Here is an 18,123-nt window from a genome sequence, read left to right as displayed (position 1 = left end):
TGGACCAACCTTTCGAGAAAGCGCGTATCTCATGCAAGCTGCGCGCAGGTTTCAAGGAGCCCCAACCATGGCCAACGCAATCTCGAAGACCGCGTACTACACCCTGGCCTGCCGGGCGGAGGACGCGCGCAAGCCACGGCCGCTGTGCAATGACACCTTCGCGTCCCGCTTCATGGATGACGAGGCGCGGCAGATCTGGTCCCGCTTCCAGTCGTTCGACCGGCCCAACGCGAGCAACGCCGCGCGGCATCAAATCATCGACGCGCTGGTGCAGGAGGAGCTGGACCGCGCTCCCGACGCGCGGGTGGTGGTGCTGGGCGCGGGCTTCGACACGCGGGCCTACCGGCTTCGCGGCGGCCGGTGGCTGGAGGTGGACGAGCCCGCCATCCTCACGCTCAAGGACGCGAAGCTGCCGGTGACGGAGGCGAAGAATCCGCTCGAGCGGCTCTCCATCGACTTCGCGACGGAGTCACTCGCCCGGAAGCTGGAGCGATACCAAGACTCGCGGCGCACGCACGTCATCATCGAGGGCGTGCTCATGTACCTGTCGCACGCGCAGCGCCGGGACATGCTCACGGTGCTCCAGCAGGTGTTCCCCCACCACGCCGTGTACTGCGACCTGATGCGCGAAAGCTTCCAGCGCGAATACAGCGCCGACCTGCACGCAGTGCTCGCCAGCATGGGCGCGTCCTTCCAGGACATGACGGACACGCCGGAGGCGCTCTTCCTGGAGGCGGGCTACACGGCCGCGTCCTCCACCTCCGTCCCCCTGCGCGCCCTGGAACTGGCCGGGAAGCGCGTCCCGGCGTTCATCGTCCGGAGGTTCATGCAGCCGGTTCGCGACGGCTACCGCATCTGGAAGTTCGAGCGGCGCTGACGCCTCACTTCGACTTCGGCGCGGAGGAGGACTGCCCCAGCGCCACGCTCCCCAGGATGAGGGTGCCAGCCACCAGCATGGTGGGCGTCAGCGGCTCGCCCAGCAGCAGCCAGGCCCAGGTCAGCGCGAACAGCGGCACCAGGTAGGTGACGACGGCGGCGCGCGGCGCGCCGATGCGCTGGATGAGGCGGTAGAACACCGCGTACCCCAGGCCGGTGCAGATGATGCCCAGGGCTGCTCCCGCCAACCAGGGGCGCAGGCCGATGGACTCCGTGGGCCACGTGGCCACCGCGAAGGGCAGCAGCAGCACCGCGCCGCAGGCCAGCGTGGCGGAGGCGACCGCGGCGGCCGGCAGTCCGGCGAAGTGGCGGCGCACCAGGTTCCCGCCGATGCCGTAGAGGAACGCGCCCGTGGTCCCCGCCGCAACGGCCCAGGCGACGCTCGCACCCGCTGACTTGCCGCTGGCCAGGACCACCACCCCGGCGAAGCCCGTGAGCAGCGCCAGCGCGCGCCGGGCCCCGATGCGCTCGCCGTAGAAGACGAAGGCGACCAGGGCGGTGAAGAGCACCGCCATGCTGTTGGTGATGGCCCCGACGCCCGCGGGGGCCTGCCGCGCGGCCCAGGCGAACAGCGAGAAGGGCACCGCCGCGTTGATGACGCCCACCAACGCCAGCCGGGGCCACAGCGCGGGAGGGATGGACGAGCGAGCACGCCAGAGGAAGGGCATCAGCACCGCCGCGCCCAGCACCAGGCGCAGCTCCACCAGGGGGATGGGACCGAAGGCCGGCGCCGCGATGCGCAGGAACAAGAAGGACGCGCCCCAGATGGCGGCCAGCCCGCCCAGCTCCAGGGGCGTGAGCCACGCCCTGTTGAAGGTAGGAGTCACGGCCTGGGGATGGGTGAGACCGGATGCGCTCATGGCGGCCCTCGTGCGAGGAAGGAATCTGATTCCTGTCTGGCCCTCTCTTCACGCCGGGGCCCTTTCTTCACAAGCGCATCCTTTCCGTGGCAGACATGAGCCAGATTTGAGGCTCGTCCCCATGCACCTGCGCACCGACCTGCTCCCCGCCCTGGCGGCCTTCGAGTCCGCCGCCCGCCACCAGAACTTCGCCCGCGCCGCGGAGGAGCTGCACCTGACCGCGAGCGCCGTCAGCCACCACGTGCGCAAGCTGGAGGACCGGCTGGGGGTCGCCCTGTTCCAGCGGCATGCCCGGGGCGTGGCCTTGACGGCCGAGGGGCGCCAGCTCGCGGACGCAGCCAGCAGCGCGCTGTCGGACATGGACCACGTGCTCGGGGGCCTCAAACACTCCCGGGACGAGGACGCCGTGGTGCGGGTCACCACCGTGCACTCGCTGACGTACGCGTGGCTCTTGCCGCGCATGCCGGACTTCACCACGCGGCATCCGCGCGTCCGGATCCACGTGGACACGGAGATGGCGCTCACCCGCTTCGACGAGGGCGGGCCGGACCTGGGCATCCGCTATGGCCAGGGGCCCTGGCCCGGCCTCAGCGCGCAGCCACTCATGGACGACGCCCTGTTCCCCGTGGCCTCCGCGCGGCTCGCGGGCATCGAGCACGTGCGCGACGCGGCGGACGTGGCGAAGCTCCCGCTCATCGCGGACCTGTCCCGTCAGGGCTGGCAGGACTGGTTCCGCTCGGCGGGCGTGCGCGGGGCCCGGTTCGAGGAGCGCTACAGCTTCAGCGACACCACCGGCGCGCTGATGGCCGCGGTGCAGGGCCTGGGCGCGGCGCTGGCGCGAGAGAAGATCGCCACGCCCTACTTCGCGGACGGCCGTCTCATCCGGCTGCCCGGGCCCATCGTGCCCACCCGCGCCAGCTACTTCGTGGTGTACCCCGCGCACCGGCGGCTGCGTCCCGCCGCGCGCCTCTTCGTGGACTGGCTGCTGGCGCAGCGCGACAGCGCGACGGTACCGCCACCGCCCGCGACGCAAAGCGTTGCACCGTCACGCCGGAAAGTTTCCCAACAACACGCATCACCCCAGGGTGATGACAAACCCTCCCAATGACATGCATTGACTTGTCTGGGAAACAGGCTCACGGTGTCCGCGCCGTTCCCTCACGAGGAGCACGCATGCGCACGTTGGTGAAGTCCTTGTTGACTGCCTCCGCTGTGTTGTCGTTGGTCCCCACGGCTGCCTTTGCCCTGCCGTTCCAGTGCAGCTACATCGGTTGTCGCAACGTCCTGTGCGAGGAGGCGTGCTACATCGGGCTCACGGTCGAAACGACGTGTGGCGAGTACACCAACTACATGTCCTGCGGCGGCGTCCCGGATGTGTCCGTGTCCACGGCCTCCGTGACCGGGGACGAGGCCCGTCAGGCCGAAGACGCCTCGCAGGTGTGCAGCGAGGAGCATCCCGCCGCCGAGCAGTCCCTCACCGCCGACAGCTGAGCCGCGGTCCGCTTCCTCGCGAGGCCCGGGCTTCATGGCCGGGCCTCGCTGTCGTTCCAGCCGTGACACGTACCGGCCGTGCGCTCCGACGGTGAGTCCCCCCCTCTGCCCCCCGGCGGCCAGGCATCCCCCGCGCTTTCGCTTGTGCCCGCCAGCCCTGCCCCGTAGGTTGCGGGCAGTTATATGGGCTCCCATACAAATAGAACGCCGACGTCCCCGGACGTGTCCGGCGAGGTGCGCGCGGCCATGGACGGCGTGCGGCGGCTGGTGCGGCTGCTGCGGGTCTCCGCCCGCGCCTCCGAACGGCTGGTGGGCATCAGCGGTGCCCAGCTCTTCATCCTCCAGGAGCTGGCGGAGAGCGGGCCCTGCTCCATCAACACGCTCGCGGAGCGCACGCTCACGCACCAGAGCAGCGTGTCCGTCGTCGTCACCAAGCTGATTGAACAGGGGCTGGTGAGCCGCCGCCGCTCCGACGAGGACGGCCGCCGCGTGGAGGTGGCGCTGGAGCCCAAGGGCCGCGCGCTCATACGCAAGGCGCCGCCCATGGCCCAGGCCCGGCTCATCTCCGGGCTGCGCGGGCTGAAGCCCGACGTGCGCGCGGGACTGGTCCAGGGGCTGGACGCCTGGGTGCGCGCCCTGGGGCTCGACGGGGACGTGGCCCCGCTCTTCTTCGAGGAAGAAACCTCGCGCCCTTCGCGGCGCAGCAAGGCACAGGAGCACACCGATGAAGAAACCTGATGTGGAACGCATCGAAGAGGGCCTGGGCGAGGGGGCGGAGGCGCGCTCCGGCCTCCCCGTGGCCCCGTCGATGGGCCCCGCGCTCGCCAGCCTGCGCACCCCTCCCGTCTCCGTGGCGGTGGACTCCCGCACCGTGCTCATCAGCGGCCTGGCGGTGGTGCTCGCGGTCGTCGCGGGGCTGGTGGCGCAGGGGCTGGGCGCGCTCATCCACTTCGTCACGAACCTGGCCTTCTTCGGGCGGCTGTCCGCGCAGCCGGTGTCGCCCGGAGACAACACGCTGGGCGGCTGGGTGGTGCTGGTGCCCGTGGCGGGCGCCATCATCGTGGGGTTGATGGCGCGCTACGGCTCGCGGGCCATCCGGGGTCACGGCATCCCGGAGGCCATGGAGCAGGTGCTGTTCAACCAGAGCCGCATCCCGCCCCGCATGACGTTGCTCAAGCCGCTGTCGGCGGCGATCGCCATCGGCACCGGCGGCCCGTTCGGCGCGGAGGGCCCCATCATCGCCACGGGTGGCGCGCTGGGGTCGCTTTTGGGTCAGGGGCTCCACGTCACGGCGGACGAGCGCAAGGCCCTGCTCGCCGCGGGCGCCGCCGCGGGCATGGCCGCCACGTTCGGCGCGCCGGTGTCCGCCGTGCTCCTCGCCGTGGAGCTGCTGCTCTTCGAGTTCAAGCCCCGCTCCGTCATCCCCGTGGCCCTGGCCACCGCCACCGCCACCGGCGTGCGCATCGCCTTCATGGGCGGCGCGCCCGCGTTCGCCATCCCCGACCTGACGACTCCGTCCGGCGGGGCGCTCGCGTTCTACGGCGTGATGGGCCTCTTCATTGGAGTCGCCTCCGTGGCGTGCACGCGCGCGGTGTACTGGCTGGAGGACATGTTCGAGAAGCTGCCCATCCACTGGATGTGGTGGCCCGCGCTGGGCGCCATCGTCGTGGGCGTGGTGGGCTACTTCTCCCCGCGCACGCTGGGCGTGGGCTACACCAACATCGAGGACATCCTGTCCGGCCGCTTCGTGGGCACGGCGATGCTCCTCTTCTGCGCGCTCAAGTTCATCTCCTGGTCCGTCGCGCTGGGGAGCGGCACGTCCGGAGGAACGCTGGCGCCCATCTTCACGCTGGGCGGCGGCCTGGGCTCCGGCCTGGGGTTGCTGGCCACGCAGCTGTTCCCCAGCCTGGGCGTGGACGTGCGCGTCGCGGCGCTGGTGGGCATGGCCGCCCTCTTCGCGGGGGCGTCACGCGCGCTGCTCGCGTCGGTGGTGTTCGCCTTCGAGACCACCCGGCAGCCGCTGGGCCTGCTGCCGCTGCTCGCCGGCTGCGCGGCGTCCTACCTGGTGTCCGCGCTGCTCATGCGGCACTCCATCATGACGGAGAAGCTGGCCCGCCGCGGCGCCCGCATCCCCACGGAGCTGGGCGCGGACGCGCTGGGGACGGCGCTCGTGCGCGACCACGGCCTCAAGCTCGTGGTGACGCTGCAGGCGGACATGCTCCTGGAAGAGGTGCGCGCGTGGCTTGCGTCCGACGCCTCGGGCTCCAAACACCAGGGCTTCCCCGTCGTGTCCCGGGAAGGGACGCTCGTGGGTGTCGTCACGCGAAGGGATCTGCTGGACGGACACGCGACCGAAGGCCGGCGGCTGCGGGACGTGGTGAAGCGGCCGCCCGCGGTCGTCTTCGAGGACAGCTCCCTGCGCGAGGCGGCGGACCTGATGATGGACGAGGGCGTGGGCCGCCTGCCCGTCGTCTCCCGCACGCAGCCACAACACGTCGTGGGCATCCTCACCCGCAGCGACCTGCTCGCGGGCCACCGGCAGCGGCTGGCGAACGAACGCACGCGGGAGCGAGGCCTGGGCCCCGCTCGTCCCCCGGCGCCCCGGCCCGCGTGAGCGCTCCGGCTCAGGTCGTCGCGGCGACCCGGGCCGGACCTGCCTTCGCCTCCTGCTCGCGGCGCAGCGCCGCGAGCGTCTGACGGATGCCTTCCGGGTACGGCGTCTTGTGCACCGAGCCCAGGAGCCCGCGCAGCGCGGAGTCGTCCAGCAGCACGGGGTTCGTGAGCAGGCGGAGGCCTACGTGGCCTTCGGCCTGGAGCACCGGGAGACCTACCGCCTCATCTTCATGGAGGACCCCAAGCTGTCCGCGGAGCTCTTCCAGGACAAGCAGCACGGCGAGGGCCCCCGGTCCTTCGCCTTGCTGATCAGCGCTTGCGCGGACCTGAAGGCGGCCGGCCGGGCCCCGGAGGCCACACCCGCGGAGCAGCTGGCGGAGGTCTTCTGGGCAGGGCTGCACGGGATCATCAGCCTCAAGCTCACCTGCTCCGGATTCCAGGGATCTCCGGCGGAAGTGCTGGCGCAGACCCTCGTCGCCACGCTGGTGCAGGGCCCGAAACCCGGAAAGCGCGCGCGGTAGCTTTCACCTCCACCCGCAGGGTGGCCTCTTCCGGCACGGGCGCGTCCACGTGCCCGATACCGTCTTTTTACGTCTTGTATTGGATGGCCCTTGTTTCATGAGGGAGGCTGGCGGGCGACCCAGGGGCCGCCAACTGGCATCCCGGCAACACGCTGTGTGAACATTGGACGTCCCATGAAAAGGTCCCATTCAACCCATCCCGGTGAGTCGGGTCAGGCGGTCGTGGAGTCCGCGCTGGTCATCCCGGTGATGGTGTTCCTCATCCTGGGCATCCTCCAGCTGGGCACGCTCCACCATGCGCGGCTGATGACGGAGTACGCGGCGTACCGGGCGGCGCGCGCGGGCATCGTCAACAGCGGCGACTGCGAGATCATGAAGAATGCCGCCTACGTGGCGCTGCTGCCCACCCTGGGTCCTCCCAAGTCCGGCGGCAAGGGCCGCGTGGACACGCTCATCAACGTGGCGCTGGTCCATGACGCGTACACGGACGAGAAGCTCGCGGACCAGAACCAGCGCTACCAGCAGGTGAACCTGGAGCGCGTGCGGGTGGAGGTGCTCAACCCCCGGCGCAGCCAGCTGCCCACCCTCTTCTCCTCCTATGGCTCGCACCTGTCGGGCCTGGAGGTGGACTTCGACGACATCCGCAACGCGCAGGTCATCGAGGCCAACCTCCTCACGGTGCGCATCACGTACTTCTACGAGATGCGCATCCCGTTCGCGAACTGGCAGCTGCACGCCTTCTACATGGGCCGCGAGGCGCTCAACGGCCTGGCCATGCGGGGCGTCAACTTCACCACCCAGAAGGTGAACGGCGGCAGCCTCACGGACCACCTGGAGGACCAGGGCGCGGGCCAGAGCAACGACCACAAGAAGATCCGCACGCTCGCCGACAGCAACGTCTTCGCCATCCCCGTCGTGGCCACCTATTCGATGCGAATGCAGTCCAACTTCCTCAACGGCGCGCATGGCCCCACCTCGTGCGCCGTGGACGGCTAGCGCCTCCCCCGGCGCTGGCCAGAAGGACCCCCTCGGATGTTCCGGATACTGCGAAGACTGCGGCGCGACGAGCGCGGGCAGGCCATGGTGCTTGGGGTGGTGGTCATGCTGGTGCTGGCCGTCACCATCATGACGTCGGTAGGCATTGGCCAGGGCGTCTACGAGAAGATCAAGCTGCAGGACGCCGCGGACGCGCAGGCGTACTCGCTGGCGGTGAAGGAGGCGCGGGCCTACAACTTCCTCGCGTACACCAACCGCGCGATGATCGTGCACTACTCCGCGATGCTCACGCTGATGTCCTACGTGAGCCACGCGGTGTACCTGGACCGCACCATCGGCGTCGCGGCCAAGTACCTGCAATACATCCCCGGAATCGGCGCCGTCTTCACGGCCGTGTCCACGGCGATAAAAGCCTGGAAGGTGACGGTGGAGACCGTCTCACGACTGCTCATCCCGGTGATTACAGCGCTCAACATCGCGCTGTGGCTGGCCCAGGAGGCCATGCTCACGGGCACCCTCTTCGACCTCTACACCACGAAGGGGCACGGGGACGTCATCAGGAAGACCGACCCCCGGGCGGACGTCACCGAGGACATGGACTCCGGGCAGTCCTTCAACAACGCGTCCGTGTCCTCGCTGTTCGGCAACCCGAGCGACATCAACTACTCCAACGCCAAGAACTTCCTGCACGTCCTGGACGACGGCCCCTTCAGCAGCAGTCCCACCATGGGCGTGGACCCCACCGGCATGCTCACGCGCGGGAAGCTGGTGACGGGCAACAAGCTGTCGGATCCGAACATGGCCAAGTACCGCCTGCTGATGGGCAACCTGGCCAACGGCGTGCGCCGGCCGTGGACGGCCGAGGGCCAGGGGCCCATCCTCATCGGGCGCAGGTGGGAGTTCCGGCTGTGCGTCGGCATTGGCGAGCTGCGCATCCGCAAGACGGCGGACAGTCAGATCAAGAGCTTCGACGAGAACTTCGAGAACAACCGCAAGGATCAGCTCTTCGCGTCGGACGACATCCGCATCGAGGTGCGCCCCACCTGCTTCCTGTTCGGCTGGAGCGACGTCTTCCGGCTGCGCTTCCGGGCGGCGGCGGACAACCGGGGCGGCTTCCACCAGGAATACGGCTCCAACAAGACGGATGACCACCACCCGTGGCTGGGCATCACGCCGTTCATCACGTCCGACACCAGCTTCGTCAGCCCGCGGCAGAACCACTTCGGCTACCCGTGCAACCTCATCGTCCTGGGCAAGGACATGGGCGCGGAGCGCAGCGGCAACAAGCCCGTCTACGAGTTGGAGAACCTGAAGAACAACGCGTTCATGGAGGGCAACGGCGACGGCAAGTACAACACCGCGGAGAACAACGACGAGGGAATCCGCGAGTCGTACCTGGACATGACCTGGGAGTACGTGGGCGGCAAGCAGGACGGCTACGCGGCGGACTTCCGCCAGCGCACGGGCGGCATGATGGCCATGGCGGTGGGCCGCGCCATCTACCACCGCCCCAACGCGTGGAAGGAGGAGCCCAACTTCTTCAACCCGCTCTGGACCGCGCGCCTGGCGCCCGTGCAGACGCACTGGGACGCGGATCACCTCAAGTGGCTGGTGCCCGCATGGGAGGACAGCGAATGGCTCATTCAAGGCATCAACTACTGATGCGCCCTCGTCCCCTTCACGTCCGCCGCGTTTCGCGGGGAGCGGCCACGGTGGAGCTGGCGCTGCTGGCGCCGCTGCTCGTCGTGCTCGTCCTCTGGGCGAACTACTTCTGGGAGGTGCAGCGCGCGCGCATCAAGATGGCGGAGATGGCGCGCTTCGTCGCCTTCGAGCGCACCATGCGCCAGGACATCTCCACCATCGCGGCGGAGGCGCGGCAGCGCTACCAGGACCTGGACGGCTCCACCAAGACGGGAAACCTGGGCACGGCCTACCGCAACGGCATCACCATTCAGGTGCAGGCCCAGAACGCGGACGCGCCGCTCGAAGGCGTGGAGATGTCCAAGATGGGTGGGCAGGCCGGCGTGGGTGGACTGGCGGGCGCGGCCATTGGCGCGCTGGGCGGCTCGCCGGAGCAGCTGGTCCAGGACATGGGCTTCGACCCCAGCGTCGGTGCGGTCCAGGCGGACGTGCAGGTCCGGCTGGTCAACCACATCATCCCCCGCGAGGTCGCCCTCTACACGACGGGCTTCGACGGCAACCAGCTGGACCTGAACTTCCAGGAGCACTTCTACCTCTTCCACGACACGTGGAAGGCGTGGGGGCCGGGAGACGCTCCGTCGCAGACGTATCCGCGCGTGGAGCAGCTCACGCATGACCGCTCCAGCCAGATCGTCTACGCGGGCGTCAGCGGCGGGGCGATGAACTCCATCTCGGCGGTGCTGTCCGTGCTGGGGCTCGATTTCCCCTTCTCCGACGAATACATCCGCCAGTCCGTGCTCATCCGCGCGGTGCCGGACGCGGGCCGCTTCAACGCGGTCCGGCCGACGCGCACGGTGCCCGGCGACGTGCTCCAGGCCGCCTACTGGCGCAATGACACCAGCTACTGCTACGGCAACTGCGAGCCCAACGCCATCCGCACGAAGCGCGGCCTCTCCAACTCCGGAGGCCGGGGCGACAACTGGCCCATGCGCTCCTACCGGTGCCGGGGGAACTTCTTCCAGGGCGCGACCATCTCCAACCAGCCGGAGTCCGTCTACACGCAGTCCACGACGGCGGCGGCGGCGTACTTCCACTACAACAGCGACGCCTGCATCCCATGAGCGGGCTGACGGACCACACGGGCGCGCTCACGCGCTGGCTGGGCCTGGGCGGGTTGCTCGCGCTCGTGGCCACCGCCGCGCTGCTGAAGGACCCGCCGGCCCCGTCGACGGAGGCCCCGGCGAAGCCACCCACCACGCCTCAGGTCGCCCTGCCTCCGGCGCCGCCGTTTCCGGATGCTGGCGTGGGCCGGGTGACGCGGGTCATCCCGCCCTTTCCCGGCGCGGTGATGGTGCCCATGGGCCGGCTGGTGACCAACGGCAGCCCCATGGAGATGCTCTACTTCGAAACGGACCACCCGCCGGGCGAGGTGCTGGAGTTCTACGCGCGGGAGTTCCGGCTGCGGGGCCGCCACATCGTCACGCAGGACGACGGCGCGGGCGGCGGCTCCGTGAACTACTACGACGAGCGGCTGGGCGCGCTGGTGGCCGTCACCACCATCCGCGTGGGTGGCGCCACTGCGCGCACGCTCGTGTTCCCCTCATTGGTGGAGGCGCGCGAGGGCATCCACCTGCAGGGCACTGCGCCCGCGTCGCTGCCGCAGCCTCCGGGCGCGGTGACGGTGCTGCGCGTGGACGAAGGCAACGAAGGCCTGGGCGCGGGCAGCACCACGCTCACGCAGGTGGCGCACGGCACGCCCCAGATGCTCGCGGAGTTCTACCGGGCGCAGCTGCCCGCCAAAGGCTACACGCCTTCGGACCGGCGCCTCGCGCGCGGCGTGGAGGTGCTCGACTTCGAGCGCCCCGGTGAGCGGCTGTCGCTGACGCTGGCGCCGCTCGACAAGGACGGTCCGCCCGAATCCCTCATCACGTTCGTGCTCGAGCGTGCCCCCCTTCCCCAGGAGTCGAATCGATGAATGGCTGGTTGTCGCGTGGCTACCGGTGGATGCGGCGTTCCCGCTCGCGGGGACAGGCCATGGCGGAGTTCACGGTGCTGCTGATGGCGTTCATGTTCGGCGTTGGCGCCATCACCACGTTCGCGCCGGAGATGTTCGCGGCGCTCACCATCTACATCCGCGGCTTCTACTGCGTGCTGGGCTACCCGTTCGGCTGAAGGCTCGGGTCAGGGCACGGGCAGCCGGGGCAGCGACAGGGGCACGGAGTCCAGCGTGGGCCGGGCCCCGGTGCCGCTCTTCCGCGCCGTCCAGGTGACCTCCGCGTCGCGCAGGGACTCCACGCCGAACACCGGCACCGTGGCGGCCGTCACCACCGTCATCTGTTGGCCGGATTCCAGGCGGAAGGTCTGTTCGCGGCCCTTGCCGGCGAAGGGGCCGGCGCTCAGGTCGACGTCGCGCTGACGGACGGGCGCACCCCGGAGCGCGGCGTGGTCCGCGAGGAGGTCCACCGGGATGGCGACGGGGGTGCTGGGCGGCACGGTGATGGCCAGCCGCTCCACCACTGCGCGGCCGGTACCGGCGCGAGCCACCCAGGCGATGATGAGGACGCGGGGCGCCGTCTGGTAGTCCAGCTCCACCTGGTAGAGCGTGTCGCGCTCGCGCGGTGTCTCTCCCACGACGGCGGCGCGCACGGGGAAGGTGACCTGCTTCGAACGGACGGTGTATTCCACCCACGTGCCCACGACGGGCTGGAGCTGGCCGTAGAGCAGCAGGGGCGGCACCAGGGCGCGCGCCTCCGCGAGGCGGTCGGGGGCGATGGGCGGATCCGCGGGGGCGGGCGTCCCCGCGTCGGATGGGGCCACCGTCATGGCGGGAGCGAGGCCCGCGTCGGGCGCGGCGGACATGGCCGATGTGGCGGAGAGCAGCACGGCGGTGCACACGGGACACAGGAGGCGGCGCATGGGAACAGCACTATCGGTCCGGGGCTCAGCGCCGGACAAGTCCGGGGGACGCGTGGGACGGTTCCTGACGCTGCTCGCGTTGCTGCTCGTGGGCCTGGGGGCCCTGCCCGCGCGGGCACAGGACAGCGCGCCGGATGCGTTGTTCGGCCTGCCGCTCGTCGTGCGTGAAGGTGGCTGGGCGCGCTACGTGAACATGTCGCCGGACGGGCCCCCGCAGTTCGTGATCAAGCTGGGCGGTCCGGGACGCCACGAGGGCAAGCGCGGCCGGTGGGTCGTCATCGAGCTCGACGTGCCCGCCGCCGGACGCGTGGGCTTCGACTTCCTGGTGGAGGGCGAGCGCTTCAGCGCGAAGAGCGTGCTGCTCATGCGCCTGCGCGTGCCCGGCCGTCCGCCGAAAGACAGGCCCGCGCCGTTCAACCAACCGGGCGCCGACCGGAGACCCCACCCGCTTCGGGAGACGACGGAGACGATCGCCGGCAAGAAGCTGGCGGTGTCGGAGTACTCGTACGCCGGAGGCATCATCGCCCAGTGGTCCCCCAGCGTCCCGGTGCTGGGCCTGGTGAGCGTCTCCGGCACGCAGTCCTTCCGGTTGGAGGCCTTCGGCGTGGGCGGAGACCCGTGGAAGGACGCTACCGCCGCCGGGAAGTAAGGCCCGCTCCGACGAGCGCGGTCCGCACCGCGTCCTCGTCCGAGCTCGCGAGCCGCGCGGCCAGGAGCAGCCGCGTCCCGTGCCCCGCCTGGAGGCGCACGCGGGGCAGGTCCCCCGTCTCCCGCTGGAACGAGAACCACTCCAGCCGGGAGAACGGCGTGCGCCGCCCCAGCGAATCGATGAAGCCCGTGGGGCCCAGGAACAGCGCGGGCACGCCATGCAGCCCCACCCCCGCGAGCCACCCGGCGACGCCCAGACAGAACGTGGCGAGCGCGGGCCGTCCCTCCGAGGAGAAGAGCCGCAGGCCCACCAGCGCCAGCACGGCCATGGTCGCGAGCACCAGCGCATAGGTGCCCATCTCCGCGCGCGAGCGCAGCGCCAGGAGCCTCCCGCCGCGCAGCAGCGCCACGAGCGCGCCCAGCGCCACGAGCGCCAATCCCGCCGAGGCCACCGCCACGCCCAGCGCCATCATCCCAGGACGGCCTCCCAGCTCCCGCGACTCGCGCACGAGCCATGCGGCGCAGCCCGTGAAGAAGGCCAGCGACACGCCATGGAAGGCGGCCGTGGAGACGGGGCGCGTGGGGAGGCTTTGAGGCGTCACGAGGCCTTCCTACACCATCGCGCCCCGCCGGGAGCACTCAGGGCGCGGTGTACTCCCGCCGGCGGTAGTTGAGCCGGACCGCCTCCGTCTGCCCGTGCAGCAACGGGTCCTGGTAGATGCAGACGCCCCCGGGCAGGTCCGCGCAACGCGGCGGCCTCATCCGTTCCATCACCTGACGGATCAGCGCGTCCGACAGCTCCTGCCCCGCGAAGTGCGCGGACCGCGCGTGGATGAACCGGGAGAGGGCCAGGGGCGTGACCCAGGACGTGGTGGCCCGGGTGATGGGCAGGATGTCCACGCCAAAGGCATCCGCCTGGAGCAGCGGCGTCCGGTTGTGTTCGAAGGGCCGCTGGGGCAGCACGCCCGTATTCACATACAGGTCCACGTTGGCCCGCGCCGGCCAGCCGCCGAGGGACGCATGCGCCCCCCGGCCCTCCGCGTCCAGCCCGGACTCGAGCACCGTGATGAACCCCACCCGCAGCCGGTTGGGGAAGGCCTCCGACGGGAAGTCGAAGGGATTCTCCACCGGACTGACGGCATCGATGGCGGACTGGGCCGTGAAGACGCCCGGCGTGTTGAAGAGCGCCGCGTAGATGGGCGTATAGGCCTCCAGCTTTCCGCGCAGCACGTCGTCACCGGGAAGGGGCCCCTGGCAGGACGCCATCCAGTCCTCACGCACCGAGGCCAGCGTCACGCCCGAGCTCAGGTTGACGTAGCGCACGCCGTGCTCCGCCATCAGGCCGAGCAGCCCGTCCGCGACGACCGAGGCCTTCGCCCGGAGGCGCTCGAAGGACGCGGGTGTCCCGGAGGCGTCGCAGAACTCCTCGGCCGCGAAGGTCTGGAAGCGCAACGTGTCCAGCAGGACCAGGGACTGGTGCGGGTTGGTCTCCACCAGCACCGAGAACACGAAGCTGCCATGGCCCGCGCTGTCGTTGGCCTGGTCGGGGTACGTCTCCGAGAGCAGCGACTCCAGGGAGCGCAGCTGCTCCGCGGGGAGGCAGTCCGGCGTCGCGAACGACTGGAGCACCCGGTAGAGCGTGACGGGAACCCGCCAGGAGAAGGAAGCCGGCGCCAGCCGTCCCTGCCCGTCCACCCGGAAATACCCCCGGAGGCGGTTCTGGTAGCGCAGCGTCCGCAGCGGCAGCGTGGGGAAGTCGTCGATGACGAGGATGGCCTCGCCGCTGTCGTGGCTCATCGCGAACGCGCCAGGGTCGAAGGGGAATTCTCCCCACTCACACCCGTCCCCGTCCGGCCGCTCCCGGAAGCACGTGTCCGCCAGCACGGCCTCGCGCGCAACCTGGAGGCGCGCGGCCAGGGCGGGATCCATCTGCTCACTCAGGGGCGGCGTGTCCTCGGGAGGGACCGGCGCGGGGACAGGCGTGCCGCAGGCGCAGAGCGCCCCCAGGAACAGCACGGAGAACCAGGACCAGGGTGGGACGGGTGGCATCACGGGCTCGCTGGAAGACGGGGTCGCCAGACATACGGCCCGCGCCCCGCATCCGGGCGCGAAGAAACCTCCGGCATCCCATGGTTCCGGCACTACCAGAAAAAGCCGCTTTCAACGAATTAACATATCTCTTAGAATCTTTCGTGACGTCGCGGCCCCGGCGTTCCGGGGTCGATCCCCCCCGCAGTCCCCAGGAGGTACCGGATGCTTCGTCGCGCCGCCCTGGCCCTCGCCCTGTGCGCCACGTCCTGCACACAGGCCGACGGTCCTTCCGCAACAGAGTCCCCTCCCCCCGAACAGCAGGAAGTCCTGGGCCGGGCCGAACAGGCCGCGGAGTCCCTGGAGACGCCTGGCGAGGCGAACAGCATCCGCTTCCTGGAGCAGTCCTCCTTCGGCCCCAAGCTGGCGCGCGGCGTGGCGCCCGCGCCGGTGGGCACCGTGGAGCGCGTGATGTCCGTGGGCATCACCCAGTCGCTCACGGAGCAGTTCGCGCTCCAGCCCGCCACGCCCTATGACGGCGAGAGCGCCCAGGACCTGGGCTCGCAGTTCTTCCAGCGCGCGGTGACGGGAGAGGATCAGCTGCGCCAGCGCGTGGCGTTCGCGCTCAGCCAGATCTTCGTCGTCTCCCAGAACGGCATCCCGGAGTCCACCCGGACGCCATACCCGGACTCCAAGGTGGCGCTCGCGGGGTACATGAACCTGCTGTCGCAGCACGCCTTCGGCAACTTCCGCACGCTGCTGGAGGAGGTGACGAAGAACCCCGCCATGGGCCGCTACCTGGACATGGCGAACAACCGCGCGTTCGACAAGTACGGCAACCCCATTGACCCGAACGAGAACTACGCGCGGGAGATGCTCCAGCTCTTCACGCTGGGCACGGACAAGCTGAACAACGACGGCACCCCGCTGCTGGACGCCAACGGCAACCGGCAGCGCGCGTACAGCGAGGATCAGGTGAAGGCCTTCGCGCACGCCCTGTCCGGCTGGACCTGGAACGCCACTGCGTGTCCGGCCAAGGGCGCCGCCGGCAATACGCCCGACTACAAGAACCCGCTGATGCCCTGCGACAACAACCACGACAAGAGCCGTCAGGTGCTCTTGCGGGGCGTCTCCACCACGGAGGGCGGGGACATCACCACGCACCTGACGCAGGCGCTGAACAACGTCTTCAACGACGCCAACGTCCCGCCCTTCATCAGCAAGCAGCTCATCCAGCACCTGGTCACGAGCAACCCGACGCCCAACTACGTCCGGCGCGTGGCCAACGTCTTCAAGAACGACGGCACCGGCACGCGCGGCAACCTCCAGGCGGTGGTGCGCGCCATCCTGGAGGACACCGAGGCGCGCGGCGCCCAGCCGCCCGTGGCGCTGCGGCCCGGCTACGGCCACCTGCGCTCGCCCGCGCTGTTCGTCACCCATGTCGTCCGCTGGTTGGATCCCACGCTGGACACGGCCACCAAGGACCCGGGCCTGAAGCTCAGCAACTGGAGCAAGTCGATGAACCAGTGGGTGCCGCGCTCGCCCTCCGTGTTCAGCTACTACCCGCCCAACGCACCGCTGCCGGGCGCGGACGGCCTCGTGGGGCCCGAGTTCGCCATCCTGGACACGGCCACCCTCACGGCGCGCGCCAACTTCCTGCACGAGTTCCTCTACACCAACAGCGCCGCCAACGCGGGCATCACCGTGGACTACGACCTGCTGCCGTCCACCAACACGGACCTGGTCGCGTACCTGGGCCGCTACTGGCTGCACGGCACGATGGCGCCGGAGCTGGAGCAGAAGCTGCTGACGGCCATGGGTGACAGCCGGGCGAACTCGCTCATCCGCAAGAAGAAGCTGGCGCTCTACCTGACGTTCCTCTCCCCCTCCTTCCAGGTCCAGCGGTGAACCCCATGACCACGACCCGTCGCCAGTTCCTCCGGCGCGCCACGCAGGGCCTGGGCTTCCTGGCCGCCGCGGCCGCCCTTCCCCGCTGGGTGGGCAACGCCCAAGCGGCCACCCTCAACGGCTACGCCGGCAGCCGCGTGGCCGTCTGCGTCCTCCTGCTGGGAGGCAACGACAGCAACAACCTCATCGTCCCGGTGGAGACCAACGCCTACGCGGCGTACCTGGATGCACGTCCCACCGTCGGCCTGAAGACGGACCAACTGGACCTCATCAGCCCCTCGAACCTGCCCTCCACCCCCTTCGGCATGCCCAGGACGCTTTCGAAGCTGCGCGCGCACTTCCAGTCGGGCCGCGCCGCGTTCGTGTGCAACGTGGGCCCGATGGTGCTCCCGCTGACCAAGGCGGACTACCTGGCCGGCGGCCCCGCCGTGACGGAGAACCTCTTCTCCCACAGCGACCAGCAGGACGCATGGGCGAGCGCGCTGGCCAACCCCGGCTCCAGCACCGTCACCTCCGACATCAAGGTCACGGGCTGGGGCGGCCGCGCGGCGGACAAGCTGCACGTCCTCAACTCCAGCACGCCGCCGGACTACCCGGAGGTGACGTCGTTCGGTGGCAAGCCGCGCTTCTGCGCGGGCGTGGAGCGCAAGCCCATGGTGGTGGCCCCGGACGGCACGCTCGCGTTCCGCACCGTCAACACGCCGCCGTCGGACTTCGACCAGCTCCAGCAGTCGGCGCTGGCGGACGTGATGCCAGTGCAGGACGGCAACGTGCTGGAGACGGCCTACGCGGGAGTGTTCACCACGGCGCAGGGCTTCTCCTCCGCCCGCGCCGCCGCGCGCGAAGCGGCGTGGGCACAGCTGCCCGAGGCCACCCGCCTGACCATCGATCACTACTTCGAGCCCTCGCTGCCGCCGGAGGACACCGCGAAGTGGACGCTGCACACGCAGCTCTACCAGGTGGTGCGCGACCTGGTGGCGGGCGCCATGCCGGTGGACAAGGGCGGCCTGGGCCTCAAGCGCCAGGTGTTCTCCGTGGGCTTCGGATCCTTCGACACGCATCACGACGAGGACGTGGATCAGCCGAAGCTCTTCGAGCAGCTGGACTTCGCGCTGGACGCCTTCCAGCGGTCGATGACGCTGCTGGAGACGCAGACCGCCGTGTTCGGCTCCAACGCGCCGCAGGCCACGCTCTTCACCATGAGCGACTTCAACCGGACGCTGCTGGAGAACGGCGACAGCGGCACGGACCACGCCTGGGGCGGTCACGCCATCGTCCTGGGCAACCGCGTGGCGGGCGGGGCGTTCTACGGCACCTTTCCCAGCCTGGACCTGACCGGCTCACTGGATGGCTCCACGGACGAGCGGGGCCGGTGGATCCCCACGCTCTCGGTGGAGCAGTACGGCTGGACGATTGCCTCGTGGCTGGGGCTGAACACCGCCGCCGAGCGCGACTACGTGTTCCCCAACCTCACCGGCTACCTGGCGGACGCGGTGGCGCGCAACTTCCCGGCGCAGGCGCGCAGGGCCAAGGTGGGCTTCATGCTGGCGGACTGACGCCGGTAT

The 18,123-nt window shown here is 70.1% G+C and carries 19 protein-coding genes; 14 read left to right on the top strand and 5 right to left on the bottom strand.

The window, feature by feature from the left end:
- Positions 1 to 67 precede the first annotated feature (67 nt).
- Positions 68 to 877 (top strand): class I SAM-dependent methyltransferase, encoded by an 810-nt coding sequence (locus D7X30_RS18825; RefSeq protein ID WP_158619293.1) that lies wholly within the window; start codon positions 68 to 70, stop codon positions 875 to 877.
- Positions 878 to 881: 4 nt separating this feature from the next.
- Here D7X30_RS18825 and D7X30_RS18820 read toward each other — a convergent pair whose 3' ends face one another.
- Positions 882 to 1,796 (bottom strand): DMT family transporter, encoded by a 915-nt coding sequence (locus D7X30_RS18820; protein ID WP_120564324.1) that lies wholly within the window; start codon positions 1,794 to 1,796, stop codon positions 882 to 884.
- A 121-nt stretch (positions 1,797 to 1,917) separates the two neighbouring features.
- Here D7X30_RS18820 and D7X30_RS18815 point away from each other — a divergent pair, with 121 nt between their 5' ends.
- The 4 genes from D7X30_RS18815 (at position 1,918) to D7X30_RS18800 (ending at position 5,901) form a co-directional block, all read left to right on the top strand.
- Complete coding sequence (locus tag D7X30_RS18815) at positions 1,918 to 2,904, top strand: LysR substrate-binding domain-containing protein (RefSeq protein ID WP_120564323.1); 987 nt, start codon at positions 1,918 to 1,920, stop codon at positions 2,902 to 2,904.
- 65 nt (positions 2,905 to 2,969) lie between these two features.
- Positions 2,970 to 3,287, top strand: coding sequence for a hypothetical protein (locus D7X30_RS18810; RefSeq protein ID WP_120564322.1), 318 nt, complete (start codon positions 2,970 to 2,972; stop codon positions 3,285 to 3,287).
- Between the two features lie 183 nt (positions 3,288 to 3,470).
- Entirely contained in the window at positions 3,471 to 4,025 is a 555-nt protein-coding gene (locus tag D7X30_RS18805; protein ID WP_120564321.1) for a MarR family winged helix-turn-helix transcriptional regulator, read from the top strand.
- Positions 4,012 to 5,901 carry a chloride channel protein gene (locus tag D7X30_RS18800; RefSeq protein ID WP_120564320.1) on the top strand — a complete coding sequence of 630 codons (1,890 nt, stop codon included), beginning with the start codon at positions 4,012 to 4,014 and terminating at the stop codon, positions 5,899 to 5,901. Before D7X30_RS18805 ends, D7X30_RS18800 begins: the two co-directional genes overlap by 14 nt.
- A gap of 10 nt (positions 5,902 to 5,911) precedes the next feature.
- On the opposite strand, the gene D7X30_RS18795 is transcribed toward D7X30_RS18800, so the two are convergent.
- A complete protein-coding gene (locus tag D7X30_RS18795; RefSeq protein ID WP_233591651.1) occupies positions 5,912 to 6,106 on the bottom strand; it encodes a hypothetical protein in 195 nt (64 codons plus the stop codon).
- On the opposite strand from D7X30_RS18795, the gene D7X30_RS18790 reads away from it, so the two are divergent.
- The 6 genes from D7X30_RS18790 to D7X30_RS18765 all read left to right on the top strand — a co-directional run bounded on the left by D7X30_RS18790 (position 6,086) and on the right by D7X30_RS18765 (position 11,230).
- A complete protein-coding gene (locus tag D7X30_RS18790) occupies positions 6,086 to 6,421 on the top strand; it encodes a TetR-like C-terminal domain-containing protein (protein ID WP_233591649.1) in 336 nt (111 codons plus the stop codon). The two genes, D7X30_RS18795 and D7X30_RS18790, sit on opposite strands and share 21 nt — an antisense overlap.
- A gap of 174 nt (positions 6,422 to 6,595) precedes the next feature.
- On the top strand, positions 6,596 to 7,417 hold the full coding sequence (locus D7X30_RS18785) for a TadE family protein (RefSeq protein WP_120564319.1): 822 nt from the start codon (positions 6,596 to 6,598) through the stop codon (positions 7,415 to 7,417).
- A 36-nt stretch (positions 7,418 to 7,453) separates the two neighbouring features.
- Positions 7,454 to 9,079 (top strand): pilus assembly protein, encoded by a 1,626-nt coding sequence (locus D7X30_RS18780; RefSeq protein ID WP_120564318.1) that lies wholly within the window; start codon positions 7,454 to 7,456, stop codon positions 9,077 to 9,079.
- Positions 9,079 to 10,179: a pilus assembly protein gene (locus tag D7X30_RS18775; RefSeq protein WP_233591648.1), complete on the top strand. Its 1,101-nt coding sequence runs from the start codon at positions 9,079 to 9,081 to the stop codon at positions 10,177 to 10,179. The genes D7X30_RS18780 and D7X30_RS18775 overlap by 1 nt, the downstream gene beginning before the upstream one ends.
- Entirely contained in the window at positions 10,176 to 11,033 is an 858-nt protein-coding gene (locus tag D7X30_RS18770) for a hypothetical protein (protein ID WP_120564316.1), read from the top strand. Before D7X30_RS18775 ends, D7X30_RS18770 begins: the two co-directional genes overlap by 4 nt.
- A complete protein-coding gene (locus tag D7X30_RS18765; RefSeq protein WP_014395637.1) occupies positions 11,030 to 11,230 on the top strand; it encodes a hypothetical protein in 201 nt (66 codons plus the stop codon). The genes D7X30_RS18770 and D7X30_RS18765 overlap by 4 nt, the downstream gene beginning before the upstream one ends.
- 9 nt (positions 11,231 to 11,239) lie before the next feature.
- On the opposite strand, the gene D7X30_RS18760 is transcribed toward D7X30_RS18765, so the two are convergent.
- Positions 11,240 to 11,974 carry a hypothetical protein gene (locus tag D7X30_RS18760; protein WP_120564315.1) on the bottom strand — a complete coding sequence of 245 codons (735 nt, stop codon included), beginning with the start codon at positions 11,972 to 11,974 and terminating at the stop codon, positions 11,240 to 11,242.
- Here D7X30_RS18760 and D7X30_RS18755 point away from each other — a divergent pair.
- Positions 11,973 to 12,623, top strand: coding sequence for a hypothetical protein (locus D7X30_RS18755; protein WP_233591647.1), 651 nt, complete (start codon positions 11,973 to 11,975; stop codon positions 12,621 to 12,623). The two genes, D7X30_RS18760 and D7X30_RS18755, sit on opposite strands and share 2 nt — an antisense overlap.
- Here the strand turns inward: D7X30_RS18755 and D7X30_RS18750 are convergent.
- Entirely contained in the window at positions 12,604 to 13,224 is a 621-nt protein-coding gene (locus D7X30_RS18750) for a hypothetical protein (RefSeq protein ID WP_120564313.1), read from the bottom strand. The two genes, D7X30_RS18755 and D7X30_RS18750, sit on opposite strands and share 20 nt — an antisense overlap.
- Before the next feature lie 37 nt (positions 13,225 to 13,261).
- Positions 13,262 to 14,671, bottom strand: coding sequence for a hypothetical protein (locus D7X30_RS18745; RefSeq protein ID WP_120564312.1), 1,410 nt, complete (start codon positions 14,669 to 14,671; stop codon positions 13,262 to 13,264).
- Between the two features lie 204 nt (positions 14,672 to 14,875).
- Between D7X30_RS18745 and D7X30_RS18740 the strand changes: the two genes are divergently transcribed.
- Positions 14,876 to 16,558 (top strand): DUF1800 family protein, encoded by a 1,683-nt coding sequence (locus D7X30_RS18740; protein ID WP_120564311.1) that lies wholly within the window; start codon positions 14,876 to 14,878, stop codon positions 16,556 to 16,558.
- 5 nt (positions 16,559 to 16,563) lie between these two features.
- Complete coding sequence (locus tag D7X30_RS18735; RefSeq protein ID WP_120564310.1) at positions 16,564 to 18,114, top strand: DUF1501 domain-containing protein; 1,551 nt, start codon at positions 16,564 to 16,566, stop codon at positions 18,112 to 18,114.
- The last annotated feature ends 9 nt before the right edge of the window (positions 18,115 to 18,123 follow it).

The organism is Corallococcus sp. AB011P, assembly GCF_003611605.1.
GTDB lineage: Bacteria > Myxococcota > Myxococcia > Myxococcales > Myxococcaceae > Corallococcus > Corallococcus coralloides.
This window is presented reverse-complemented; position numbering and strand designations above follow the sequence as displayed.